This is a genomic window from Micromonospora sp. NPDC002411, assembly GCF_053592955.1.
Genome location: NZ_JBSFBM010000016.1, coordinates 15,865 through 39,966, shown reverse-complemented (window position 1 = coordinate 39,966; position 24,102 = coordinate 15,865). Strand labels below are relative to the sequence as shown.

Genomic DNA, 24,102 nt, shown 5'->3' with positions numbered 1-24,102 from the left:
GGGCGGCGGCGACCGGCCGACGCAACGACTGGTCCGGCCTTGCCTCGATCTTGCCGCTGCCCCAGAGGTGGTTGATCGCCTGGGACCGGAGGGTGTTGAGCAGGACCGTCTTGCCGACGCCCCGCAGCCCGGTGAGCATCAGGCTGCGCTCGGGGCGACCTCGTGCGATGCGTTCCAGCACGATGTCGAAGACGTCCAGCTCCCGCCCCCGCCCGGCGAGTTCGGGCGGACGCTGACCGGCGCCCGGCGCGTACGGGTTGCGGACCGGATCCACGCATTGGAGAGTATCGGGCCATCTAGCTGCGGGGCTAGACATGGATAGATGGGGCTACCGGCGTGTCGAGACCGTCGAGACAAAACTAGGGATGTCTAGCGTCCACGCTAGACATCCCTAGTTTTGCCAAGCGGCGGCTAGCGTTCCTTCAGGCAGAGGACGTAGTCGAACAGGTCGATCGAGTTGTCGTGCACGTAGTTCGCTGTCGCCTGCGGCGCGAGCGTCTCGCACCGGTCCCCGTCGGTGGTCGCCGGAATCCGCAGCAGTACCTGGTACGTGTTCGGGCCACACGGCACCTTGCGCAGCTCCGCATCCTCCTCGGTGCCCTCGTTCACCACGCAGTCGCCCCGGGCGAACTCCTCGTCCGGGTCGGGACTCGGCAGGGCCGGCGTCGGTGCCGCGCTGGGCAGGACGGGCGGACGTACCGGCATGGTCACCGACGGCTTGGGCTCGACGTCGTTGCTGGCGTCCGCGACCCTCCAGATCGCCCAGCCGGCCAGGCCAAGGCATGGGCAGAGCAGGAGCAGCACCACCAGCGCGATGATGAGGGCGATCTTGCGGCCGTTGTTCTTCACCGGCGCGCCGGGCGCCATACCGAAGCCGCCCGGAGGCGGCTGGCCCCACGGCGCGGACGGCTGACCCGGCACCGGCCCGGCCGGCGGGAACGGCCCAGGCGGCGGGTAACCCGGGCCCGAGGTAGGAGGCTGGCCTGCGCCCGAAGGCGGCGGGTAACCCGGGCCCGAGGTCGGCGGGGGTGCCCACATCGGTTCGGTCGGGGGCTCCGGATTGGTGGGTGGAGGTGCCCACATCGGGGCGGTGGGCGGTTCCGCGCCGCTTGGCGGAGGGCCCCACTGCTGGCGGGTCGGGTCCTGGGCGGGCGGCGGTGGACCCCACTGCGGCACTGTCGGATCGACCGGTGGCGGGCCGTCGGACCCCTCGGGAGGGCGCTGCTGGCGGTCGTCCGGCTGGTCGGAGCCCGGTGGTCCGTAGGTCGTCATGTCATATCCCCGGGGTGGGTGGTCAGCGTTGTTTGAGGCAGAGGACGAAGTCGAGGGTGTCCAGCTCGCTGTCGAAGAAGTACCAGTTGGTGTACCCCTCGACCTTGCTGCACTTGGCCTCGGCGTCACGCTCGCCGCTGGTCGCGCCGTCGACCCGGCTCAACACCTCGTACGACTTCGCGACGCAACCGCTGATCAGCAACTTGGGTTTGCCGCCCGCGGCACCGTCGTTGCGGACACACTGGCCGACCTTGGCGAACCGGGGGTCGGCCGACGACTCCGGAGCGGCGCCGCTCGGGGCGGGCTCGGCCACGTCCGCGTCCGCGCTCGGTTCACTGGCAACGGGCGAATCGGTCGGCGCGGCCAACGGTGCCGGGTCGTCCTGCCCGCGTAGCAGCCAGAAGGCGCCACCAGCGGCCACCACCAGCAGCACGACGGCCAGCACCGCGATCAGCGGCCCCCGACCGCGCCGGCCTGGCGCCGGAGCAGGATCGCTGCCGTACGGGGTCTCCTCCGGCCGGTACGGCTGCCCGTACGCCGGGTTCGCCCCGTACGAGCCGCCATAGGGCGGTGACCCCTGATCGCGCCCGTAGGGCCCCTCGGAGCCGCCCCCGTAGGACGCGGGACCTGGGCCGCCGTACGAGGCGGGACCTGGGCTGCCGTACGAGGCGGGACCTGGGTCGTCGTAGGGTCCGGGTCTCCCCTGGGGGGCGTGCGGATACGACGGAACCGCCGGCGGGTACTGCTCGTTCGCGGGCGGGTAAGGCTGCTGTATCGGCCGTCCGGGCGTCTCGTCGGGTCGTTGCCCACGCCACGGTCCCGGGTCGCCGCCGCCCGGTGGTCCGTAGTTCGTCATGCCGCCCTCCTGCACGTGTGGTGAGAGGCCGGCCACCAACACGCGACGCCGACTCCGACGTCACCGTAGCGTGGTCCACTGATGAGCTCACCTCCACCGAGCGCCGCAGCCCTCGCCGGCCGCCGCGCAGGCGCCACACCGACACTGATCTGGACCGCGTTGATCGTGGTCTACCTGCTCTGGGGATCCACCTATCTGGCCATCCGGATCACGGTGGAGACGCTGCCGCCACTGTTGTCGGCCGCCCTGCGGTTCGCGGTGGCCGGTCTGATCCTGGCGGCGGTGCTGCGGCTGCGCCGAGGGCCTGGCGCGCTGCGGGTCGACCGCCGGCAACTCGGCTCGGCCGCGCTGGTCGGCGTACTCCTGCTCGCCGGCGGCAACGGCCTGGTGGTGCTCGCCGAGTCCGGGCCACCCGGGGTGGCGCTGCCCTCCGGCATCGCCGCGCTGCTGGTGGCGACAGTGCCTTTGCTGGTGGTGCTGTTGCGCTCCGCCAGCGGCGACCGGCCGCCGCTCTGGACGTTCGCCGGGGTCACAGTGGGCTTCGCCGGCCTGGTCCTGCTGGTGCTGCCCGCCGGCAACTCGGACGCGGTGCCGCTGGTGGGGGCGTTGACAGTGGTGGCGGCGGCGACCTCCTGGTCGGTCGGGTCGTTCCTGTCCGGACGCATCCGGATGCCCACCGACCCGTTCGTCGCGACGGTGTACGAGATGCTGGCCGGCGCCCTGGTGCTGGCCGCCGTCTCCGCCGGCCGGGGCGAGCTGAGCGACTTCCACCCGGCGCAGGTCAGCACCCGCTCCTGGCTGGCGCTGGGCTACCTCATGGTGGCCGGCTCACTGGTGGCCTTCACCGCGTACGTCTGGCTGCTGCACAACGCGCCCATCTCGTTGGTGTCGACGTACGCCTACGTCAACCCGGCGGTCGCGGTGGCGCTCGGTGCGCTGCTGGTCGCCGAGCCGATCACCCCGCAGGTGCTGCTCGGCGGCGCGGTCATCGTGGCCGGTGTCGCACTGGTGGTGAGCACGGAACGGCCGCGCCGGGCGAGCGCGCGGGATCACGATCGGGGACCCCGCCGGTGAGCGCGCGCCGGTAGCCTCCGGGCCATGTCGGCCGCTGCTCTGGTCGGGGTGGCGTTGCTCGGCGGGCTGGTCGGTGTCGTCGTACCCCCGCTGGCTCTGCGCTTCACCGACCCGCAGGTCCGGCCGCGGCCTCGACGTGGTGCCTGGGTCTGGCTCAGCCCTATGGTGTCGGCTGCGGTGTTCGGCGGGCTCGTCGTCGCCCAGGGCGACGATCCCGCGTTGCCGGTCTTCCTCATGGTGGCGGCGGTGGGGCTGGTGCTGGCCCGGGTCGACCTGGCCTGTCTGCGTCTGCCCGATCCGCTGGTCCTCGCCGCCGGGCTGCTGGCCCTCGCCGGCCTGACCGCCACGGCGCTGCTGGCCGACGAGCCGGCCCGACTGCTCGGCGCGTTGACCGGCGCGACGGTAGCGGGTGCGGCGCACGTGCTGCTGGCCCTGCTCCCCGGCTCCCGACTGGGCTTCGGAGACGTGAAACTCGCTGCCGCCCTCGGTCTGCCGCTCGGCTGGCTGGGTCGGGACGTCCTGCTCGTCGGGCTGCTCCTGCCGCACCTGCTCCACGGCACGCTGGTGGTCGGTCTGCTCGCCGCGCGACGGGTCCGCCGGGACACCCTGCTGCCACTCGGGCCGGCCCTGCTCGCCGGCGCCTGGCTGGCCGTCCTCCTTGGCTGAAAGCCGCCCACACAGTCAGATCAGGCGGAGCTGACGGTCCTTGGGACGGCGTGGCTCCGTCTCACCGAACCGCTCGAACAGGCCGGGATCGATGACACCGAGGAACGGCGACGGAACGCAGTCACGCTCCACCCCATGACGGGTACGGCGGGCGGCATGACTGACGTAGAGCCGGTCCTGGGCGCGGGTGAGGCCGACGAAGAAGAGCCGGCGCTCCTCGGCGATCGCTTCCTCGTCGGGCGTCGAGCCGGGCCACCGCAGCGGCAGCAACCCGTCCTCGACACCGATCAGGAAGACCACCGGGAACTCCAGGCCCTTGGCGGCGTGCAGGGTGAGCAGCGTGACCGCCTCCGCGCGCGGGTCGAGCGCGTCCACCTCCGCGCCGGTCGCCAACTGCGACAGGAACGTCTCCAGGTCGTCCCCACAGCGGCGGGCCAGCGGGGTCAGCAGGTCCACGGCTGAGCGGACGTCCTCGGGACGGACCGCGCCGCCGACGCCGTCGAGGGTGGGCACGGCGAACCGCTCCGCGACCACCTGACCGGCCAGTCGCACCCGGGCCGCCAGCGGGCCGGCCAGCCCGTCGGCGTGCCGCAACTCGCGGGCGATGGCCGCCACCCCGGGCCGGTCCCGCAGCCGATCGTGGGACCGCTTCTGCACCGGGATGTTGGCCCGGGTCAGGGCGTCCACGACGGGTGCGGCCTGCGCGTCGGTGCGGTACAGCACGGCGATGTCGGAGAACGACAACGTCGTGGAGCGGCCGTCGATCCGGCCCGAGTCCAGCGAGCGGTGGGACAGCCCGCCGACCAGTTCATCGACGGTACGGACCACGAAGTCGGTCTCCTCGGCGACGGAGGCCGCGGGGTAACGGCCGACCAGCGGAGCCTCCGGATCGAGCCGGGCAGGGTCCAGTCGCCGGCCACGAACCAGCGACGACGGCGCGATGGCCTGCACGGCGGTAGCCAGGATCGGCGCGGACGAGCGGTAGTTGCGGTTGAGTCGGACCAGCCGGGCGTCCGTGAAGTCCTCGGAGAAGCGCAGGAAGTAGCCGACGTCGGCACCCCGGAACGAGTAGATCGCCTGGTCCGGGTCACCGATCGCGCAGAGGTTGCCGTCCGCCGGGCTGAGCAGCCGCAGCAGCTCGTACTGCGTCTCGTCGACGTCCTGGTACTCGTCGACGAAGATCCACCGCCAGCGGTCCCGGTAGCGCTGCACCAGCCCACGATCGGCCCGCAACAACTCCACCGGCAGGCTCACCAGCTCGTCCAGGTCGACCAGGTCCTGCTTGCGCAGCAGCGCCGTGTAGCTGGCACTGTCGTCGCCGGCCTCCACCCGCGCCGCCGCCCGCTCGGCGTCGTCGGCGATCCGGAAGTCGCTCGGCAGGCCCACGGCTGCGGCGTTCTCCCGAAGGATGGTCAACCCCAGCGCGTGGAACGTGCCGACTGTGACGTCCTCGGCGACCGGGCCGAGCAGGCCGTCGAGGCGGTGCCGCAGCTCCTCGGCGGCGCGACGGGTGAACGTGATCGCCAGACAGTGCTCCGGGAAGACGTTCAGCTCCGCGCAGAGGTACGCGATCCGGTGCGTGAGAGTCCGCGTCTTGCCGGTGCCCGGGCCGGCGACGATGAGCAGCGGCCCGCCGGGTGCGGAGGCGGCCACCCGCTGCATCGCGTCGAGCCGGTCCAGCAGACCGGTGCCGACCTCCTCCATGCCGGACAGCATCGGCTCGAACGGCTCGTGCGGTGACGGCGGCGGCGCGATCGGTGGCGCGGGCGGCGGGGTCGGCTTGCGCTTCGGCTCAGCCTTGGCCGCCGCCGGGCGCTTGGCCGTCGCGCGGGCCGTCGGCTCCGAGGGACGTCGCTGCGCCGGCACGGGTACGTCGAACAGCGTCTCCTGTGCCGTGCCCGCGTGAGCGCCCAACTCCGCCGGGTCGAAGAGCGTGATCACCCCGTACTCGCCGTCGTAGCCCGGCACCCGACGTACCTCGCCCCGCCGCAACCGTCCGATGCCCTCCGCGAGGAGTTCCCCGCCCGTCTGGGCGATGTCGGTGAGCGGCGTGGTGGTCAGGATCTCCAGCTCGGGGCCGAGCGTCGCCACCAACTCGTTGAGTCGCCCCTCGACCTTCTTCGACCGGGCGCCCACCTTGTTGATCTCACCGAGGATCTCGGCCAGCGGCACCAGGTGGGTGACGTCCCGGGCGTCCGCCGGCCGGTGCCCCTCCGGGCGGTCGGCCAGCTCCTCGATCCGGCTGAGGACGCCCACGGTGAGGGGTTTGCCGCATTCGGGGCAACGACCGCCCGCGGCGCGGGTGCGCTCCGGCGACCAGTTGACGCCGCACAGCCGGTGCCCGTCCGCGTGGTACTTGCCCTCCTCCGGGAAGAATTCGATGGTGCCGGCCAGGCCATCACCGGTCCGCAGCGCATCCCGGACGGCGAAGTAATTGCGTTCGGCGGTCAGCACCGTCGCCTCCCGGCCCAGGGCCGGCGGGGAGTGCGCGTCCGAGTTGGACACCAACTGGTAGCCGTCCAGACTGCCGACCCGCCAGTTCATCGCTGGGTCGGACGAGAGACCGGTCTCCACCGCGAAGATGTGCTCGGCCAGGTCGGCGTAGCAGTCCGCGATCGCGTCGAAGCCCGACTTCGAGCCCAGCGCGGAGAACCACGGCGTCCAGATGTGCGCCGGCACCAGGAAGCCGTCCGAGCTGGCCTCCAGGGTGATCTCCAGCAGGTCACGGGAGTCCAGGCCGAGGATCGGCCGACCGTCCGAACCGAGGTTGCCGATCCGGCCGAGCGCGGTGTTGAACCGCGCTACCGCGTCCAGGTCGGGCAGGTAGATCAGGTGGTGCACCTTGCGGGTCCGGTCGTCCCGCTTGTAGATGGTGGAGATCTCCACGCTCAGCATGAACCGGACCGGGTCCGCTTCCGCAGCGCTCGCCAGTCGGGGAGGCAGCCGGCGGGCGACGTCCCGTTCCGCGTCGGCGTCGAGCCGGTACAGCCCCGGCTCGGCGGGCCGCAGGGTTTCCCGCAGGTGGTCGTACCAGGCGGGATGGGTGAAGTCGCCGGTGCCGAGCAGACCGATGCCCTTACGACGGGCCCACCACGCGAGATTCGGCGTGGTGAGGTCGCGGCTGCACGCGCGCGAGTATTTCGAATGGATGTGCAGGTCCGCGACGAATGGCGGTAGGCCACCGGGGGGTACGGCGCTGAACGGAGGCACGCCGCATCCTGTCACGCCCGCCGCGCCGGCTGCCTGCCGCCACGCGCGGACGTGACATCCGCTATGCCGAGCGCAACTCGACCAGACTGATCTGCGGCTCGGCTCCGACCCGGACCGGCGGCCCCCAGAAGCCGGCGCCGTTGGTCACGTACACCTTGGTGCCGTCGACCTCGCCGAGGCCGCTGACCACCGGCTGCTCCAGCCGGACGGCCAGGTTGAACGGCACCATCTGACCACCGTGGGTGTGCCCGGACAGTTGCAGGTCGACGCCGTACGTGGCCGCCTCCACCGCGGCCAACGGCTGGTGGGCGAGCAGCACCACCGGGCGGCTCGGGTCACGGTCACCGAGGGCGGCGGCGAAGTCCGGCCCGGCCGCCAGACCGCTGCCGCCTGTCGCGTCCAGGTCGTTCACGCCGGCCACGTCGAGCACGCCGCCCCGGGCCTGAATCTCCTGGCGGCGGTTCTGCAGGACCCGGAGGCCGAGCCGGTCGACCTCCTGGACCCACTCCTCCACGCCGGAGTAGTACTCGTGGTTGCCGGTGACGAAGAAGTTGCCGTACCGGGAGCGCAGGTCGCGAAGCGGCGCTGCGGCCGAGCCGAGTTCGGCGACCGAGCCGTCGACCAGGTCGCCGACGACCGCGACCAGGTCCGCGTCGAGCCGGTTGATCGCGGCCACGATCCGCTCGGTGTGTGCCCGGCCGCGCAGGGGGCCGAGGTGGATGTCGGAGACGGTCGCGATCCGCAGGCCGTCCATGCTGCGGGGAAGCTTGGCGAGCGGGATCTGCACCCGGTCGAGGCGTGGTGGGTCGAGGGCGGTGCGGACGCCGTACCCCACGGTGGCGGTGGCGGTGAGGCCGGCGAAGATGGCCGCGCTACGGGCCAGCAGGAGCCGGCGGGCCGGGTCGTGGTCCGGTGCCGCGACGGCGCCGGCGGCCGGCGGCTCGGTGGGCCCGGCGGCACCGACCAGCACCGGCTCGGGTGCCGCGGCGGTCGGCTCCGCGGCGATCACCCGGCGGCGCAGCACCAGCCGGGTGACCAGCATCGGCACCTCGAGCACGATCAGCACCACGAGCAGGTAGAACATCAGCGCGAGCCACAGGTAGCCCGGCCAGGCGAGCCAGTAGAGCCCGGCCTGCGTACCGGCCATGGTTGCCGGCACGAGCAGCGCCAGCACCAGGGCGGTGACCCCGCCGATCCGTCGCCAACGGCCCGGGGTGGTGGTGTCGCGAACCAGCCGCTTCCACAGGTAGAGGTGGATGAGGCCGGTGATCAGAGCCAGGACGGCCACGAACCCCAGAACCGCCAACATGCGTGCGCCTCCCTCAGCCGCCCGCGAACGGGGGCAGGACGTCGATCGTGGCCCCGGCCGGCAGGGGTGCCCGACGATCATGACAGGTCACGCCGTCCACCAGAAAACTCGCCACCCGCAGCACTGCGGCGAGCCGGTCGCCGTGACGCTGGGTCAACTCGACGCTGAGGTCGTCGAGCGATCGGCCGGCGGGCAGGACCTCCTCGGTGCGCCCTGCGGCGGCCCGGGCACCCGCGAAATAGCGGACGGTCAGGTGCGTCGGGTCCACGTCTCAGCCCCCGATCGCTGACATCGGCCGGGTCGGCTGCAGGAAGGTGGGATCGTCGATGCCGTGCCCGGCACGCTTGCCCCACATCGCGGCGCGCCAGCGCCGGGCCAACTCGTCGTCGTCCGCGCCGCCGCGCAGCGCGGCGCGCAGGTCGGACTCCTCGGTCGCGAAGAGGCAGGCGCGGACCTGGCCGTCGGCGGTCAGCCGGGTGCGGTCGCAGTCCCCGCAGAAGGGGCGGGTGACGCTGGCGATCACACCGACCCGGGCGGGGCCGCCGTCGACCAACCAGGTCTCCGCCGGTGCCGCGCCGCGCTCGGCCGGGTCGGCGCTGAGGTCGAAGGCGGTACGCAGGGAGGTCAGGATCTCCTCGGCCGTCACCATCGTGCTGCGGTCCCAGCCGTGCTGGGCGTCCAACGGCATCTGCTCGATGATCCGCAGTTGGTAGTCGTGGTCGAGAGCGAAGCGCAGCAGGGCCGGTGCCTCGTCCTCGTTGACACCGCGCATCAACACGGAGTTGATCTTCACGGGGTTGAGCCCGGCGGCCTTCGCCCCGGCGAGCCCGGCCAACACCGCGTCGAGGCGGGGCCGGCGGGTGAGCCGGTCGAACCGGCCCGGGTCCAGGGTGTCCAGTGAGACGTTCACCCGGTCCAGGCCGGCCGCCCGCAGCGCCGGGGCCAGCCGGTCCAGACCGATGCCGTTGGTGGTCAACGAGACCCGGGGGCGGGGCTGCAACGCGGCGACCGCGGTCACGATGCCGACCAGCCCCTGTCGGATCAGCGGCTCACCGCCGGTGAACCGCACCTCGGTCACGCCGAGCCGCTCGACGGCCACCCGGACCAGCTGGACGATCTCCTCGTCGGTCAGCAACTCGGGGCCGGCCAGCCAGGGCAGACCTTCGGCAGGCATGCAGTAGGTGCAGCGCAGGTTGCACTTGTCGGTGAGGGACACGCGCAGGTCCCGGGCGACGCGGCCGTACCGGTCGACGAGGACCCCGTCGGTCCCCGGGGCGTCGCTCACCTGTCGACCGTAGCGCGCTCGGCCCGGCCCAGGGCGGCACGGGCGGTCTGGACCACCGCATCTCGGTAGCTGCCGCCGAACAGCGCGGTGTGCACGAGCAGCAGATGCAGTTGGTGGACTGGTAGCCGAGCCTGCCAGTTGTCCGGCAACGGCCAGGCCTCCTGGTAGGCGGCGAGCGCCCGATCCAGGTGAGGGATGCCGCCGAAGAGCGCGAGTTGGGCGAGATCTGTCTCCCGGTGCCCGCCGTGCGCTGCCGGATCGACGAGCCAGACCCGGTGGTCGGCCCCCCACAGCACGTTGCCCGGCCACAGGTCGCCGTGGACGCGCGCGGGCGGCTCGTCGCCGCCGAACTCGCCGACCCGATCGATCACCCGCTCGACCAGTGCGACGTCGGCGCTGGTCAGCGCACCCCCGTCGACTGAGCCTCGCAGATAGGGGAGGAGCCGTCGCTCGGCGAACCACGTCGACCAGGGCCCGTCGGTGGGGGTGTTGTCCTGTGGGAGTGAACCGATGAAGCCTGGCCAGGGCGCACCGAAGCTGGCCGACCCCGCCCGGTGCAGGTCGGCCAGCTCCCGGCCGAAGCGTTCCGCGGCCTCCGGCGTCGGTTCGCCGGGCTCCACCCAGTCGAGCGCCAGCAGGCTCGGCAGAGCCACGATCACCTCGGGTACGGCGACCGCCCCGGCCTCCCGCAGCCACCGCAACCCGGCGGCCTCGGCGGCGAAGAAGCCCTCCGGTGCCGTCCGATCGGCCTTCTCAGGCCAGGACTTGGCGAAGACGGAGTGACCGTCGTCCAGGGTGAGCCGGGCGGCGGCACAGATGTTTCCACCGGCGACCGGCGTCTCCCGGATGCGCTGGTGGGTCCGGAAGGTCGGCAGGTGTGCCGGGTGCGCGCGTAGGTACGCGAGGTCCATCAGCGCACGGTAACCGCTCCCCACGACACTGCGGCCCCGCCCGAGGGACATCGACTCTCCTGCGGCACTCATGGATGTGGCCCGAGCAGGGAAAATACGCTGAGTAACTGTGGATAAGCCGCGTGTCGTCCACAGGGGCGGCGACGCCGGACCGGACCGCCGCACGCTACCGGCATGACCTCGACCGAACGCCCCCAGCTCACCGTCCGCTCCCCCGCCGACCTGATCGCCGCGGTGCCGTACCTGCTCGGCTTCCATCCCACCGAGAGCGTGGTCGCCGTGGCGTTGCTCGGCCGGCAGATCATCTTCGCCGCACGCGCCGACCTGCCCGACCCGTCGACCGATCCTGTCGAGCGGGCGCGGCATCTGGCCGGCGTGATCCGCAGGCAGGGTGCGGAGTCCGCCACGGTGATCGGTTACGGACCACCGGACCGGGTCACCCCGGCGGTGGACGCGGTGCGTGTCGCACTGGCCGCCGGCGGGACGGAGGTGCTCGACGTGTTGCGGGTGACCGAGGGGAGGTGGTGGTCCTACCTCTGCGTCGAGCCCGACTGCTGCCCGCCCGAGGGTCGGCGCTACGACCCGAGCGCCAACCCGGTGACCGCCTCGGCGGTCTTCGCGGGCCAGGTCGCCCTGTCCGATCGGGCCGCGCTCGTGGCGCAGGTGGCACCGGTCGACGGGTCGGCCCGGGAGGCAATACGCACGGCCACCGCCCGCGCCGAGGTGCGAATGGCCGAGCTGATCGAGCAGGCACCCGAGAGCGACCTGCTCGGCGGGCGGGCTCTGCGCTCGGCCGGGGTGGCGGCGGTTCGCGAGGCCCAGCGCCGGCAGCGGCGCGACGAGCGGCTCGACGACGACGAGGTGGCCTGGTTGAGCCTGCTGATGACCCACCTTCCGGTCCGCGATCACGCCTGGGAACGCACCGACGGTCGGGACCGGGACATCGCCCTCTGGACCGACGTACTGCGCCGGGCCGAACCGGAGTTGGTTGCCGCGCCGGGGGCTCTGCTGGCCTTCGCGGCCTGGCGCGCGGGGCAGGGGGCGCTGGCGGCGGTCGCGCTCGAACGCACGCTGAGCCTGCACCCGGACTACTCACTCGCCGTGTTGTTGGACGACCTTCTCCGGCGCGGCGTGCCCCCGTCCGAGCTGGACGGCTGGCCGTCGGTCGGCATGCCGGGAGTGATCCGCCCGCGCCGGCGGAGCCGCCGTGGTCGCCGTTGACGGGCCCGGTAACACCGCCGGTGCTACCAGAATTGGTAGGCTGCCGGACATGACTGTGAAGCGTTCCGTGAGCCTCCCCGACGACGTCGCACAGTGGCTCGACCAGCAGCCCAACGTCTCGGCCGCGATCACCGCGGCGGTCCGGGTCCAGATGGCGCGCGTACACCTCGACGAGGTGCTGCGGCGGGCCGGCATCGAGGCGACCGAGGCGGGCAGGGCGCGGTGGCGCGAGCGGCTCTCCACACCCATCCCGGCGGAAGCGCTCGCCGAGGGCCGCCGGATGTTGGGAGGCGCCGGATGAACGGTCAGATCGCGGCCGTCTTCGACGCGTCGGCGTTGGCGGCCTACATCGAGGGCAACGTCTCGGTGGGGGAGTTGATGCTGGAGGTGGCCGATGAAGGTCGGCAGGTGGCTGTCCCGGCGACCTGTCTGGCGGTCGCCTTCGCGAGCGTCAGCGACGAGATCGATGCCGCGCTACTGGCCCTGATGATGACGGCCCCGATGATCTGCCTGCTGCCGCTCGACGCCGAGGACGTACGAGACACCGGCATGCTGGCCCGCGTCGTGGGCGGCGACGTCTCGTTCGGCCATGCCGCCCGCGCGGCACTCATTCACGAGGCGCACTACGCGACAGCGCAGCCCGAGGTGGCTGCGAAGGTCCTACCGACCAAGTGGAGCATCCTCGACCTGGCCTGACGGGCGGGTGGACGGCGCGGCTTTCGCAGCGCCCCGTCCAGCGGCGACCTCCGTCGAAGGATGTACGCGTTGTTCCTGTCCACGGCCGACGCGGCGGGCTTATCGCCCCCGGAGAATGATCTCGTGACTCCCGAATTGCTGCTGTCGCTGGCCGGGCTGGCGCTGATCGACAGCACCAGCATCGGCACCCTGTTCATCCCGGTCTGGCTGCTGCTCGCCCCCGGGCCGGTCAACGCCCGACGGATCCTGGGCTACCTCGCCACGATCGCGGTGTTCTACCTGGGGGTGGGGCTGCTGCTGGTCTTCGGTGGCAGCACGCTCGCGGACGCGCTGGGCGGTGCGCTGGACAACCGGGCTGTGCTCTGGGCGCAACTCGTCCTGGGCGTCGGCATGCTGGTGCTCAGCTTCCGCTACGACGGCAAACGGCGTCCGCGTACCGGTGGTGTGCTGCGCTGGCGGGACCGGGCGACCGCCGGCGACTCCTCGGTCCGATGGCTGGTCGGGCTCGCGTTGCTCGCCGCGCTCGCCGAGGTGGCGACCATGCTTCCGTACCTCGGGGCAGTGGGTCTGTTGGCCACCTCCGGGGTCGGTTCGGCGACAGTGGTGGCGTTGCTCGCCGGATACTGCCTGGTCATGGTGTTGCCGGCGATGCTCCTGCTGGGTGCCAGGGTGGCTCGCCCGGCACTGGTCGAGCCTGTGCTCGCCCGGCTCAACAACTGGATCGTGAACAAGGCGGGCAGCGCGTTGGGCTGGATCCTCGGCATCGCCGGCTTCCTGATCGCCCGCGACGCCGCCGTCCGGCTCGGCCTGTTCGACCTGCTCGACCGCTGAGCGTCAGGCCGGCTGCTCCACAGTGATCCGGTGCGGCCCGGCGTAGACGTTCATCGTCCGACCACGCAGGAAACCGACAAGTGTCATCCCCGCCTCGTCGGCCAGTTCGACGGCGAGGGTGCTCGGGGCGGACACCGCGGCCAGCAGCGGCAGCCCCGCCATCCAGGCCTTCTGGGTCAGCTCGAAGCTGGCCCGCCCGGAGACCAGCAGCAGGTGCCCGGCCAGTGGTAGCCGTCGTTCCCGGACCGCCCAGCCGATCACCTTGTCCACGGCGTTGTGCCGGCCCACGTCCTCCCGGAGCACCACCAGCTCACCGTCGGGGGTGAACAGCCCCGCCGCGTGGAGTCCACCGGTCCGGTCGAAGCCACGCTGGGCGGCGCGTAGCCGGTCGGGTAGCTCGGTGAGGAGCATGGCCGAGACACTGAGTGGATCCGCCGAGACCGGAAACAGCGACCGGGTGCGTACCGCGTCGATGCTCGCCTTGCCGCAGACCCCGCAGGAACTCGTCGTGTAGAAGTTCCGGGACGGGTCGGTGGTCGGCTCCGGCACACCGGGCGCGAGCACCACGTCCACCACGTTGTACGTGTTCGGCGTCTCCGCGCCCGCGCAGAGCTGGGCGGTCGACACGTCGTCAGTCGACCGGATCAGCCCCTCCGTCAGCAGGAACCCGATGGCCAGGTCCAGGTCGTCACCGGGGGTGCGCATGGTGACGGCGAGCGGCCGTCGGCGACCGGGACCGGCCGCGCCCACGCGAATCTCCAGTGGCTCCTCCACGGCGAGCGTGTCCGGACGACGGACGGACCCCCGTCCGGCGGTCACCGCTTCCAGGTCGATTCGGAGTACGCCTCGCCGATCAGTTGCCCGTCCCATCCCGCCATCCTCCACCTCGGCCCGGGAGGCGCGCACGGCCACCGTGCATCGGACACCCGGCTACCGTGGCCGGATGGGGACGTACGCCGCTGTGGTGCTCGCGGGTGGGGCGGCCCGCCGGATGGGCGGCGTGGACAAGCCCGCGCTCCCGGTCGGGGGCCGACCGATGCGGGACCGGGTGCTGGCTGCCGTCGCCGACGCCATGCCACGGGTGCTGGTCGGTCCGGTCGATGCCGTGCCGAACGGGGTGCGTGTCGCTCGGGAGGACCCGCCCGGAGGCGGCCCGGTCGCCGCGGCGGCTGCCGGGTTGGCGCTGCTCGACCCGCACACGACGCTGGTCGCGTTGCTCGCCGCGGACCTGCCGCTGCTGACGCGCCCCGCGATCGGCGAGTTGCTGGATCAGCTCACCCGGGTCGAGCCCCAGCCCGACGGAGCGTGCTTCGTCGACGGCGACGGGCGGCGGCAGTCACTCTGCGGTGTGTGGCGGGTCTCCGCGTTGCGGGCGGGGCTGGACCGGTTGACGGCCGAGCGGGGTGGCAGCCTGTCCGGCGCCCCGGTCCGGGCGTTGCTGGCCGGGCTTGTGACACGGGAGGTGCCCTGGTCCGGCGACGGCCCGCCGCCGTGGTTCGACTGCGACACTGACGAGGACGTACGCCGGGCGGAGGAGTGGGCGCGATGACGGTGATGGACGACTGGGTCACGGCGGCGTGCGCCGAGTTGGAGCTGGACCCTTCCGGGGTGCCTGTGCCGGCGGTGCTGGATCTGGCCCGCGACGTCGCCCACCAGGTGCTGCGGCCGGGCGCGCCGGTCACCGCGTACCTGCTCGGGGTGGCAGTTGGGCGTGGCGCCGACCCGGCGGACGCCGCGGCCCGGCTCAGCGCGCTGGCCGGCACCTGGCCGGTCGAGCTGGGCGCCGACCCGGCGGACCCGACGGCCCCCTGACTGCCGTTGTCCGATCCCGGTCCGGGCTGATTCGACGCACGGGCGGCGTGGGTAGGGTGATCGTGACGGACGGAGGCGATCATGACGGCTGACCACCCCTCGGCCTCGGACGGTGAGCTGCCCGCTGGCGCGGCGGAATCGATCCTGCTCGACGAGCCCAGCACCACCGACCTGCGGGCGAAGGTGACCGAGGCGTGGCGGGAGTTCGCCCGAGCGCTCGCCGTACGACTGCGGGACCTTCCGGTGGGCGCGCACCTCGACGTGACCCTGGATCCCACCGCCTCCGGCACCGGAGACGCCGTCTACTCGATCAGCGTCGACGTGGACGGTGACGGCGCCCTGTCCGCGCGCGCGGTCGGGAACGCCACCCTGCCGGCGGGTTACCGGCTGGACCGGGGCGCGGTGGCGGACATGATCGCGCTCGGCTGGTCGCCGCCCGGGGTGGTCGCCGGCTCCGGCGGGTCCTTCGGGCTGGACGCCACGACGGCCGAGTCGACCCGGGTCGCCGCGCTGCTCTCCCGCACGCTGCGGGACGTCTACGGCGCCCCGCACCCGGCCTTCCTCGTCTACCTGGTGCACGACGCCGAGGGAGAGCCCTTGGCAGTGGACCCGTTGGGCACCGCGCGCAGCGAGTTCGGCCCGGATGCCGATGTCGAGGCCGATTTGGAGGAGGCGCTGGCCGAGGCCGCAGCCGCGCAGTCCGAGCGGGACGACGTGCTCGACCTGGCGGATCGGGTCCGTACCGTGGTTTCCACGATGTTGAAGTCGGACACCGACCGGTTGCAGATCGACTCGGACGGCGACATCAACATCCGGGCCGGTTCGGCGATGGTCTTCGTGCGGGTGCGGGACAACCCACCCCTGGTGGACGTCTTCTCCCCGATCCTCACCGAGGTCGAGCCGACCGAGCGGCTCTACGTGAAGCTCTCCGAGTTGACCAACCGGATGCCGATCGGCCGTCTCTACTGCGCCGACGACACGGTCTGGGCGTCCATCCCGGTCTTCGGCCGCAATTTCCAGGCCACCCATCTGATGCTCGCGGTGCAGGTGATGACTGGTCTCGCCGACGAGTTGGACGACCGTCTGCACGGCGAGTTCGGCGGCAAGCGGTTCTTCGGCGAGGGCGACAAGCCGGTTCGGCGCGACGACTCGGAGCACCGCACCGGGATGTATCTCTAGAGCCTGTCCAGCAGGGTCTTGCCGACCGTCGCGCGCGCTTCGATGGCGGCGTGCGCGTCGGCGGCGCGTTCCAACGGGAATCGCTGGCCGATCAGTGGTCGCAGGTTGCCGGCCGCCGCGTCGGCCAGGGCCTGCCGGGTGTACGCCCGCAGCCGCGCGGGTGGCACGTCCGGCCGGACCACTGTGACCTGCCGTGCCGTGGCGGCCTCCGCCGACACCGGTGACCACTCGCCACTGGCCAAGCCGAAGCTGATCATGCGACCGCCCGGTACCAGCAGGTCGAACGCGGCTTGGGCTGTCGCCCCACCGACCCCGTCGAACACCACGTCGACTCCACCCGTTGCAGCTCGGACACGGTCGGGCCAGTCGGGCAGGCGGTAGTCGACGGCCAGCTCGGCGCCCAGCCCGGGCAGCAGTTCCACCTTGCGGTGCCCACCGGCTGCGCCGATCACCCGCGCGCCCGAGCGGGACGCGAGCTGCACCAGCAGACTGCCCACCCCGCCGGCGGCGGCCTCGACCAGCACCCGGTCACCCGGCCGGACACCCACCGCCTTGACCAGCATGGTGGCGGTACGTCCGTCGGCCAGCAGCGCCACCGCCTCGTCCAGAGCCAGCTCGGCGGGCACCTCGATCGGGGCGGACGCGTCCACCACCACGCGTTCGGCGTACGCGCCGGAGCCGCCGGTGGCGCTGACCACCCGACGCCCGGTCAACGTCGGGTCGACGTCCGGCCCGACGGCGGTGATCATTCCGCCGACTCCGTTGCCGGGGATCAGCGGTGGGGTGACCCGGAACGGGCCGGGGCGACCGGAACGCTGCTGCGTCTCGACGAAGGTGATGTTCACGTGCGCGACGTCGATCAGCACCTGTCCGGGGCCGGGCGTCGGGTCGGGTGTCGTTTCGGGCACCAGCACCTCGGGCCCGCCGAACTCGTGTAGCCAGATCGCCCGCATGGTCTGCCCTCCCTGTCGCGTCCGGTAGCACCACTGCAACAGGTGAACCCGACTTGAGGTCAAGCTCTGGTGGAGGGGCCCACGCCCGGTGACTCGACCAGCCTGGAGAGCACGATGGTGCTGCGGGTGGACGTCACGAAGGACTCGGCCCGCAGCCGTTCCAGTGCCGCCTCCAGGTGGGCGATGTCGGCGGCGCGCAGGTGTACGAGCGCGTCCGCCTCGCCGGAGACGGTGTAGGCGCCGACCACCTCGGGGTGCCGGCGTGCTGCCACGCCGATCTGTGCGGGGGTCGTCCGACCGGCGCAGAACAGCTCGACGAAGGCCTCCGTGGTCCACCCGACGGCGGCCGGATCCACCACGGCCGTGAATCCCCTGATCACGCCGGTGGCCCGCAGTCGGTCGACGCGACGCTTGACGGCTGGGGCGGAGAGTGAGACCCGGGTGCCGATGTCGGCGTACGACGCACGGGCGTCGGCGACGAGTAACGCAATGATCCGCTGGTCGACCGCGTCTATCTGCAACGTTCCGCCTCTGGGAAGCAACGGTTGTGGCTGTTACCAAAGTTCTACGGTACCTACTCTTGGTGACCGTGAACCAGCAGCGATTCCCGCGAAAGCGGACATATCTCATGTGCTCGCCGGAGCATTTCGCGGTCGAGTACGCGATCAACCCGTGGATGGACGTGACCACCCCGGTCGACCGGGACCTGGCCGTCAAACAGTGGGACCGGCTGCGCGAGACGCTGGTCGGCCTCGGCCACGAGGTGCACCTGCTCACGCCCGAGCACGGCCTGCCCGACATGGTCTACGCCGCCAACGGTGCCTTCACTGTCGACGGCAGCGTGTACGGCGCACGGTTCAAGCACGAGCAGCGGGCCGCCGAGGCAGCCGCCCACCACGCCTTCTACGAGTCGCAGGGCTGGCGGTTCGTCGCGCCGAGCGAGACGAACGAGGGCGAGGGCGACTTCGCGTACGTGCCGGAGGCGCACGGTGGGCTCATCCTGGCCGGGCACGGCTTCCGGACCGAGATCCCGGCGCACGCCGAGGCGCAGGAGGCGTTGGGCCGGCCGGTGGTGTCGCTGCGCCTGATCGACCCGCGCTTCTACCACCTCGACGTGGCGCTCGCTGCCATCGACGACGCGAACGTCGTCTACTTCCCGGGCGCGTTCTCCGCGGCCAGCCAGCGGGTGCTCACCCAGCTCTTCCCGGACGCCGTGATCGCCGACGACGAGGACGCGATGGCCTTCGGGCTCAACCTGGTCAGCGACGGCGCCAACGTGGTGCTCAACAGCGAGGCGACCCGCCTCGCCGGCAAGCTGAAGGCCGCCGGCTACACCCCGGTTCCGGTCGAGCTGGCCGAGCTGAAGAAGGGCGGCGGCAGTGTGAAGTGCTGCATCGCCGAACTGCGGCACTGACCCGCACGTCAGCTCCGTACGCCAGGGGCCGGCCTCCCTGATGGGAGACCGGCCCCTGACCTCGTCGTGGTGGGTGCTCAGCCCAGCGTGGCCAGCTCGTTGATCAGCACGTTCGACATGACCTGACCGTCGCGCTGCACCTCTCGCAGGTACCACTTCTGCTGCGGGGTACGCGGCTGGTTGAACTGCCAGATGCCGCGCGGGCTGTCGATCTGGCCGATCTTGCCCAGGGCCAGGTTGACGTCCTTCGGCGTGGGCTTCCCGCCGGTCAGCTGGATGGCCTGGTCGAGCACCTGTGCCGCGTCGTACGACGCCATCGCGTAGGTGGTGGGCGTGACCTGGTGCTTCTTGCGGTAGGCAGAGGCGAAGACCCGGTTGGACGTGTTGTTCAGGTCGGCTGAGTAGTTCAGCGCGGTCTGGATGCCCAGCGCGTTTTCCTTCAGGCTCTCCAGCACGGTGCCCTCGGTGAGGAAGCCGGGCGCGTAGATGGGCCCGGAGAACTTCTCCCGCAGCTGCTTGATGAACTCCACGGCGGCCGCCCCGGCGAAGAAGCAGAAGACGGCGGTGGGCTTCTTGGCCAGAGCCTTGCTGATGTCCGAGGCGTAAATGGTCTTGCCCGGGTTGGAGGTGGCGTTCGTGTAGGTCACCGGGTCGCTGATCCGCGGGTCGGTCGCGCCGAACTCCTGCTTGAAGCCGCGCACGACGTCCGGGCTGCCGACGTTCTCCGGCATGATGATCGCGATCCGGCCGTTCGCCGGCAACTGGTCGCGCAGGTAGCGCCCCAGCGCGCGGCCGGCCTCGTCCAGCACGTACGACGTCCGCCAGATGTAGAAGACGCTCTGCAGGCTGCTCGGTGAGGCGTTCGAGCCGATCAGCGGGACGCGCGCCTCCTCGACGGTGTCCCGGATGCCGACCATCACCGCCGAGTTGACCACGCCGGTGAGGGCCAGCACGCCCTGCTTGAGCAGGCCCTCGACGGCGGCCTTGCCCGTCTTCGCGGTGTCACCCTCGTCGGCGGTCAGCAGTTCGACCGGGTGTCCACCCAACTTCTGATCGTGCAGGTCCAGGAAGATCTGGAAGCCGTTGGTGATGTCCTCGCCGATGCTCTTGAACCCGCCGCCCTGCGGCGTGATCAGACCGATCTTGACCGGGCTGCGGTCAGCGGTCGGCTGGGCGTCGGTGTCGGAGCCACATCCGGCGACGAACCCGGTGGTACCGAGCGCGGCCAACAGTTGGAGCGCCCGCCTGCGATTCATCTGCGACACCGAGTTCCTTCCAGGAAACATTGCAGGGCCGAACACCGCCCCTCCGGCGTTCTACCTGGTCCGCGACGCTGCGTCAATGGCTAGTGATCATCGTGCAGGGACCGCAACATAACGAGGACCTGAGGCCACGGTGGCGACTCCGGATCGATCAGTCCGAAATGCTCGCATCCGGGCAGTTCAACAAGGGAGATATCGGATCCTGCGGCACGGGCTGCTGTGACGAAGTCGCGGCTCATCTCCGCTGGAACCTGTTGATCCTCCGAACCGTGCATGACTACCGTGCGTGTCTGGATGGGTACCAATCTTCGTGGATCGGCTGCCGCGTAGCGGTCCGGGACCTCAGTCGGGCCGCCGCCGAGCAACGCGGCCACCGCACCGCCGTCCAGGTCCCGCCGATACGCCTCGCCCAGGTCGGCCACCGGGGCCAGGGCGAGCACCCCGGCCACCGTCGCCGGGGCGGTGGCCGCCACGTACATCGCCAGGTGGCCGCCGGCGGAGTGCCCGAGCAGGACCGGTGCGGCCCGGCTCACTCGGCCGGGAAGCGCCTCGGCGGCCAGGGCGGGCAGCTCGGCCACTCCGGTCAGCACGTCGGTCAATGTGCCCGGCCAGCCGCCTCCCGGCTGCCCGGTGCGCCGGTACTCCACCTGCGCCACCGGGTAACCCGCGGCGGCGAGGGCAGCGGCCAGCGGGCCGGTGTGCTGTCGGTCGTACTCGGCCCGCCAGAAACCGCCGTGCACCACGACGACCAGCGGCCGCGCCGGGCCGGTCCCCGCCGGGCAGCGAAGGTCGGCCACCTGATCCGGGTGGTCGCCGTACGCCACGGTCCGGTCGGGTTTCGGCGCGGGCCGGGTCAACACGGCACGCGGGTCGGCAGGCATGGCGCGACGGTAGCGCGCCCCGGCCGGGTGGTTCGGCCCCGGGAGTAGGTCCCGGGCGGCATGGTTCGCAACCGCTGGGTAAAGATGGACCCCATGACCGACGCGCGTTCCGCTGGACAAGACGACGAGCCCGGCCCCGACGACTCCGGCCACTCCGGCACCGTTGTGGTGGTCGGCCCGGACGGCCGGCCGATCGGCACGATGCAGACCGACGAGGGGCAGGGCGAGGACCCGACCCGCCTGGTCGAACAGCCGGCCAAGGTGATGCGGATCGGCAGCATGATCAAGCAGTTGCTCGAGGAGGTGAAGGCAGCTCCTCTCGACGACGCCAGCCGCAACCGGATGCGGGAGATCCACGAGCGGTCGATCGTCGAGCTCAAGGAGGGCCTCGCCCCCGAGCTCCGCGACGAGCTGGAGCGCATCTCGCTGCCCTTCACCGAGGACAAGGCCCCCAGTGAGGGCGAGTTGCGGATCGCGCACGCCCAGCTCGTCGGTTGGCTGGAGGGCTTGTTCCACGGCATCCAGGCGGCCCTGGTGGCCCAGCAGATGGCCGCACGGGTTCAGCTCGAGCAGATGCGCGGCGGCCGCCAGGCCCTGCCCAGCGGCCCCGGCGGGATGGTCCCCGGGATGCCGCCGGGCATCGGCCAGCCGGGCGGCGGCGAGGGCCACAGCACCGGTCAGTACCTCTGACCGGCTCAGCCCACCCCGAAGATCTTTTCCAGGTACGCCGCCACGCCGTCCTCGGAGTTCGTCGTCGTCACCTCGTCGGCGACTGCCAGGACGGCGCGGTGCGCGTTGGCTACCGCCACGCCACGCCCGGCCCAGGTGAGCATCGGCACGTCGTTGGGCATGTCGCCGAAGGCCACCACGTCGGCCGCGCTCACCCCGATCCGTTCGCAGTACCAGGCCAGGCCGGCCGCCTTGGTCACCCCGGCCGCGGAGATCTCCACCAGGCCGGACGACGACGAGTGCGTGGCCTCGGCCAGCCCCGCGACCGCTGTGGCGATCAGCTCGGCGAAGGCGTCCGGGTCCTGCTCACCGGCCCGGGCGAGGAGCTTCACCGCCGGCAGGGAGAGCAACTCCTCCGGCGTCTCGATCGCTCGGATACCGTCCGGGTCGACGTCCCAGCGCAGCGGGTAGTGCGCCTCGTGCCGCATCTGCCGGCTGTCCAGGATCTCCACGGCGAAGCTGATGCCGGGCACCTCGGCGCGTAGCCGTTGAGCCACCTCGGCGAGGTGCTGCGGCGCGAGCGGGTCGGCCCGCAACACCTCGTCGTTGAACGGGTCGTAGACCACGGCACCGTTGGCGCAGACCGCCGGTAGTGGCTCGGCCAGTTGGTCGTACACCATCTTCAGCCAGCGGACCGGACGGCCGGTGACCAGGATGACCGGCGTGCCGCGCGCGGAGATCCGCGCGAGCACGTCGGCGGTGCGCGGGCTGACGGTGTGGTCGTCGCGGATCAGCGTGCCGTCGATGTCGGTGGCGATCAGGCGGGGTGTCTCTCCCATCACCGGGACAGTAGCCGGTCCAGATATACGGCCACTCCGTCGTCGTCGTTGCGCAAGGTCACCTCGTCGGCGGCGGCGCGGACGTCGGGGTGCGCGTTCGCCACCGCCACCCGCGCCCAGCCGGCCCACTCGAACATCGGCAGGTCGTTGGGCATGTCACCGAAGACCAGCACGTCGGCCGGGTCGACACCGAGGGTCTGCGCCACCACTGTCAGCCCGCTCGCCTTGTCCACGCCCGGCGGGCAGATCTCGATGAAGCCCAGCCCGGCCTGGGTGAGCGTGGCGACCTGGGGTGAGACGATCCGGCGGGCCACCGCCAGCAGCTCGTCCACGTGGTGATCGGCGGTCCGGGCGAACGCCTTGATCACATCGCAGGAGAGGCACTCCGCGCGGCTCCGCGCCTCGAACCGGTCCTGGTAGGGCCAGCTCTCGTGGTAGTCACCCCAGAGCGGCGCGTCGTGCTCGTCGGACGCCTCGACCATCACCGTCAGCGGCCCGACCTCGGCTTCCAGGTCGGCGAGCAGCCGGGCCAGCACCTCGGCGGGGAGGCGCTCGTCGCGCAGCACCAGCGGGCCGGAGGGGTCGCTCTGGTCGACCACCCGTCCACCGCCGGCCATCACCAGGAAGTCGGCGGCACGGATGTCGTTGCGGGTCAACTCGGTCAGCCGAGGGCCGCGACCGGTCGCGCCGACCACCGGAATCCCGGCGGCCCGCACCCGGTCGAGCACCCCATGGGTGTACGCGGAGACGGTGTCGTCGCTGCGGACCAGCGTCCCGTCGAGGTCGGTCGCGATCAGCTTGGGCAGTCCCGGGCGGGTCATCGTTCCTCCTTCGCCCGCCGCCGTCGCAGCCTGCCGTGCGGTCGGAAAAGCCGAGGCCCGGCGTGACGGCGGGCAGCAACCGTACCTCGCGGAACGGGTCGCATCCATGGCTTCCAGGCGAATCGGGCGTCAACACCAGCAGACGTCCGGCCATCCCGCGGAGGGCGCGGTGGTCCTGCCCGAGATCGCTCAGGTCGGGTTGTCGGGGCGGGCGAAGGGAGTGGCGGGAGTGACGGTCAGGTCGGCTGGGGCGGGGAGGCCCTCGTCGACCGGGTCGTGGTGTCGGCGGCGCCAGCCGCGTGCCGCCGAGCCGTCGCCTGCCTGGTCGTCGGCCGACGGTGCGGGCGTGGTGTTCGACGCCAGCCGCAGCGCCGCGCCGAGCAGCACGCAGGCGGCGAACGCCATCACCAGACCACGACCGTATTCGGTCCGGAAGCCGTCCTGCTCCGAGTAGAAGAAGGTCCGCTGACCGGAGTCGTTGAGAGTGGCCGCCGCGGCGACCAGCAACGCCAGCAGGGCACCGGCCAGGGTCAGACCGGCCAGCCGGGCGTTCGACCGCACGGCTGGCGTGCCGCGCAGCGCGAGCGCCACCGTGCAGACCAGGACGAGGAGCCCGACCAGGTAACCGACGCCGAACCCGCCGACCTCGGACACCCCGGCGGGCACCTTCATCGTGGCGTCCCCCTCCGGCCCACCGTTCGGGAGGCTCAGCACCAACCACTCGCCGACCATCGAGGCGACCCCGGCCACCGCGCCCAGACCGGCCAGCAGCAGGGGCAGCCGAGGATCCTGCACGAACCCGGTCAGCGACCACCCGAACCGGCGGCGCGGGGGCGGGTCGTCGTCGGCACCCCACTCGATGACGGCCGGACCGTCGGACCGGTCGCCCTGTCGTGGGATCGGTAGCTCCTCGGACATCGGCCATCCTTCCGCCGGTCACG

At 72.0% G+C, this 24,102-nt stretch carries 27 protein-coding genes; 11 read left to right on the top strand and 16 right to left on the bottom strand.

What is annotated here, in order from left to right; genetic code table 11:
- From ACWCO3_RS04130 to ACWCO3_RS04120, 3 genes are all read right to left on the bottom strand, one after another.
- Positions 1–274: ATP-binding protein (locus ACWCO3_RS04130; RefSeq protein ID WP_450008386.1), on the bottom strand; the 274-nt coding region annotated here is incomplete at its 3' end.
- A 137-nt stretch (positions 275–411) separates the two neighbouring features.
- On the bottom strand, positions 412–867 hold the full coding sequence (locus ACWCO3_RS04125; RefSeq protein ID WP_145785392.1) for an LppU/SCO3897 family protein: 456 nt from the start codon (positions 865–867) through the stop codon (positions 412–414).
- A 427-nt stretch (positions 868–1,294) separates the two neighbouring features.
- Positions 1,295–1,723, bottom strand: a complete 429-nt coding sequence (locus ACWCO3_RS04120) for an LppU/SCO3897 family protein (RefSeq protein WP_450008389.1) — start codon at positions 1,721–1,723, stop codon at positions 1,295–1,297.
- Positions 1,724–2,209: 486 nt separating this feature from the next.
- On the opposite strand from ACWCO3_RS04120, the gene ACWCO3_RS04115 reads away from it, so the two are divergent.
- On the top strand, positions 2,210–3,202 hold the full coding sequence (locus ACWCO3_RS04115) for an EamA family transporter (RefSeq protein ID WP_357937300.1): 993 nt from the start codon (positions 2,210–2,212) through the stop codon (positions 3,200–3,202).
- 24 nt (positions 3,203–3,226) lie between these two features.
- Positions 3,227–3,868, top strand: a complete 642-nt coding sequence (locus tag ACWCO3_RS04110) for an A24 family peptidase (RefSeq protein ID WP_358075276.1) — start codon at positions 3,227–3,229, stop codon at positions 3,866–3,868.
- Between the two features lie 15 nt (positions 3,869–3,883).
- On the opposite strand, the gene ACWCO3_RS04105 is transcribed toward ACWCO3_RS04110, so the two are convergent.
- The 5 genes from ACWCO3_RS04105 to ACWCO3_RS04085 form a co-directional block, all read right to left on the bottom strand.
- The gene (locus tag ACWCO3_RS04105; RefSeq protein ID WP_358162514.1) at positions 3,884–7,078 is read right to left on the bottom strand and encodes a UvrD-helicase domain-containing protein; all 3,195 of its coding nucleotides are present in this window, start codon (positions 7,076–7,078) and stop codon (positions 3,884–3,886) included.
- 61 nt (positions 7,079–7,139) lie between these two features.
- On the bottom strand, positions 7,140–8,387 hold the full coding sequence (locus ACWCO3_RS04100) for a metallophosphoesterase (protein WP_358162516.1): 1,248 nt from the start codon (positions 8,385–8,387) through the stop codon (positions 7,140–7,142).
- Positions 8,388–8,400: 13 nt separating this feature from the next.
- On the bottom strand, positions 8,401–8,655 hold the full coding sequence (locus tag ACWCO3_RS04095) for a MoaD/ThiS family protein (protein WP_145778374.1): 255 nt from the start codon (positions 8,653–8,655) through the stop codon (positions 8,401–8,403).
- 3 nt (positions 8,656–8,658) lie between these two features.
- The gene (moaA, locus tag ACWCO3_RS04090; protein WP_450008382.1) at positions 8,659–9,672 is read right to left on the bottom strand and encodes a GTP 3',8-cyclase MoaA; all 1,014 of its coding nucleotides are present in this window, start codon (positions 9,670–9,672) and stop codon (positions 8,659–8,661) included.
- Positions 9,669–10,583: a fructosamine kinase family protein gene (locus ACWCO3_RS04085; protein WP_450008380.1), complete on the bottom strand. Its 915-nt coding sequence runs from the start codon at positions 10,581–10,583 to the stop codon at positions 9,669–9,671. Before ACWCO3_RS04085 ends, moaA begins: the two co-directional genes overlap by 4 nt.
- A 174-nt stretch (positions 10,584–10,757) precedes the next feature.
- Here ACWCO3_RS04085 and ACWCO3_RS04080 point away from each other — a divergent pair, with 174 nt between their 5' ends.
- The 4 genes from ACWCO3_RS04080 (at position 10,758) to ACWCO3_RS04065 (ending at position 13,331) form a co-directional block, all read left to right on the top strand.
- Entirely contained in the window at positions 10,758–11,804 is a 1,047-nt protein-coding gene (locus ACWCO3_RS04080) for a DUF4192 domain-containing protein (protein ID WP_450008378.1), read from the top strand.
- Positions 11,805–11,853: 49 nt separating this feature from the next.
- Entirely contained in the window at positions 11,854–12,105 is a 252-nt protein-coding gene (locus ACWCO3_RS04075) for a hypothetical protein (protein ID WP_450008376.1), read from the top strand.
- Positions 12,102–12,500, top strand: a complete 399-nt coding sequence (locus ACWCO3_RS04070; protein WP_450008374.1) for a hypothetical protein — start codon at positions 12,102–12,104, stop codon at positions 12,498–12,500. Before ACWCO3_RS04075 ends, ACWCO3_RS04070 begins: the two co-directional genes overlap by 4 nt.
- Positions 12,501–12,623: 123 nt before the next feature.
- Entirely contained in the window at positions 12,624–13,331 is a 708-nt protein-coding gene (locus ACWCO3_RS04065; RefSeq protein WP_145778380.1) for a GAP family protein, read from the top strand.
- 3 nt (positions 13,332–13,334) lie between these two features.
- On the opposite strand, the gene fdhD is transcribed toward ACWCO3_RS04065, so the two are convergent.
- The gene (fdhD, locus tag ACWCO3_RS04060; protein ID WP_145778381.1) at positions 13,335–14,201 is read right to left on the bottom strand and encodes a formate dehydrogenase accessory sulfurtransferase FdhD; all 867 of its coding nucleotides are present in this window, start codon (positions 14,199–14,201) and stop codon (positions 13,335–13,337) included.
- 73 nt (positions 14,202–14,274) lie between these two features.
- Here fdhD and mobA point away from each other — a divergent pair, with 73 nt between their 5' ends.
- The 3 genes from mobA to ACWCO3_RS04045 all read left to right on the top strand — a co-directional run bounded on the left by mobA (position 14,275) and on the right by ACWCO3_RS04045 (position 16,322).
- On the top strand, positions 14,275–14,880 hold the full coding sequence (gene mobA / locus ACWCO3_RS04055; protein ID WP_450008371.1) for a molybdenum cofactor guanylyltransferase: 606 nt from the start codon (positions 14,275–14,277) through the stop codon (positions 14,878–14,880).
- On the top strand, positions 14,877–15,143 hold the full coding sequence (locus ACWCO3_RS04050) for a DUF6457 domain-containing protein (RefSeq protein ID WP_145778383.1): 267 nt from the start codon (positions 14,877–14,879) through the stop codon (positions 15,141–15,143). Before mobA ends, ACWCO3_RS04050 begins: the two co-directional genes overlap by 4 nt.
- 81 nt (positions 15,144–15,224) lie before the next feature.
- On the top strand, positions 15,225–16,322 hold the full coding sequence (locus ACWCO3_RS04045) for a YbjN domain-containing protein (RefSeq protein ID WP_145778384.1): 1,098 nt from the start codon (positions 15,225–15,227) through the stop codon (positions 16,320–16,322).
- Here the strand turns inward: ACWCO3_RS04045 and ACWCO3_RS04040 are convergent.
- Positions 16,319–17,275, bottom strand: coding sequence for a zinc-binding dehydrogenase (locus ACWCO3_RS04040; RefSeq protein ID WP_450008368.1), 957 nt, complete (start codon positions 17,273–17,275; stop codon positions 16,319–16,321). The genes ACWCO3_RS04045 and ACWCO3_RS04040 overlap by 4 nt on opposite strands.
- 59 nt (positions 17,276–17,334) lie before the next feature.
- On the bottom strand, positions 17,335–17,796 hold the full coding sequence (locus tag ACWCO3_RS04035; protein WP_007453771.1) for an Lrp/AsnC family transcriptional regulator: 462 nt from the start codon (positions 17,794–17,796) through the stop codon (positions 17,335–17,337).
- Positions 17,797–17,855: 59 nt separating this feature from the next.
- Here ACWCO3_RS04035 and ddaH point away from each other — a divergent pair, with 59 nt between their 5' ends.
- Positions 17,856–18,689, top strand: coding sequence for a dimethylargininase (gene ddaH / locus ACWCO3_RS04030; RefSeq protein ID WP_341874417.1), 834 nt, complete (start codon positions 17,856–17,858; stop codon positions 18,687–18,689).
- Positions 18,690–18,766: 77 nt separating this feature from the next.
- On the opposite strand, the gene ACWCO3_RS04025 is transcribed toward ddaH, so the two are convergent.
- Both ACWCO3_RS04025 and ACWCO3_RS04020 read right to left on the bottom strand, forming a co-directional pair.
- Positions 18,767–19,954, bottom strand: a complete 1,188-nt coding sequence (locus ACWCO3_RS04025) for an ABC transporter substrate-binding protein (RefSeq protein WP_145778386.1) — start codon at positions 19,952–19,954, stop codon at positions 18,767–18,769.
- Positions 19,955–20,034: 80 nt separating this feature from the next.
- Positions 20,035–20,832: an alpha/beta hydrolase family protein gene (locus ACWCO3_RS04020; RefSeq protein ID WP_358050309.1), complete on the bottom strand. Its 798-nt coding sequence runs from the start codon at positions 20,830–20,832 to the stop codon at positions 20,035–20,037.
- 84 nt (positions 20,833–20,916) lie between these two features.
- On the opposite strand from ACWCO3_RS04020, the gene ACWCO3_RS04015 reads away from it, so the two are divergent.
- Positions 20,917–21,522: a bacterial proteasome activator family protein gene (locus ACWCO3_RS04015; RefSeq protein WP_145778388.1), complete on the top strand. Its 606-nt coding sequence runs from the start codon at positions 20,917–20,919 to the stop codon at positions 21,520–21,522.
- A gap of 5 nt (positions 21,523–21,527) precedes the next feature.
- On the opposite strand, the gene ACWCO3_RS04010 is transcribed toward ACWCO3_RS04015, so the two are convergent.
- The 3 genes from ACWCO3_RS04010 to ACWCO3_RS04000 all read right to left on the bottom strand — a co-directional run bounded on the left by ACWCO3_RS04010 (position 21,528) and on the right by ACWCO3_RS04000 (position 24,079).
- Positions 21,528–22,340: an HAD family hydrolase gene (locus tag ACWCO3_RS04010; RefSeq protein WP_145778389.1), complete on the bottom strand. Its 813-nt coding sequence runs from the start codon at positions 22,338–22,340 to the stop codon at positions 21,528–21,530.
- Positions 22,340–23,161: an HAD family hydrolase gene (locus ACWCO3_RS04005; RefSeq protein WP_145778390.1), complete on the bottom strand. Its 822-nt coding sequence runs from the start codon at positions 23,159–23,161 to the stop codon at positions 22,340–22,342. The genes ACWCO3_RS04010 and ACWCO3_RS04005 overlap by 1 nt, the downstream gene beginning before the upstream one ends.
- A gap of 189 nt (positions 23,162–23,350) precedes the next feature.
- Positions 23,351–24,079, bottom strand: a complete 729-nt coding sequence (locus ACWCO3_RS04000; RefSeq protein ID WP_357937277.1) for a hypothetical protein — start codon at positions 24,077–24,079, stop codon at positions 23,351–23,353.
- Between the last annotated feature and the right edge of the window lie 23 nt (positions 24,080–24,102).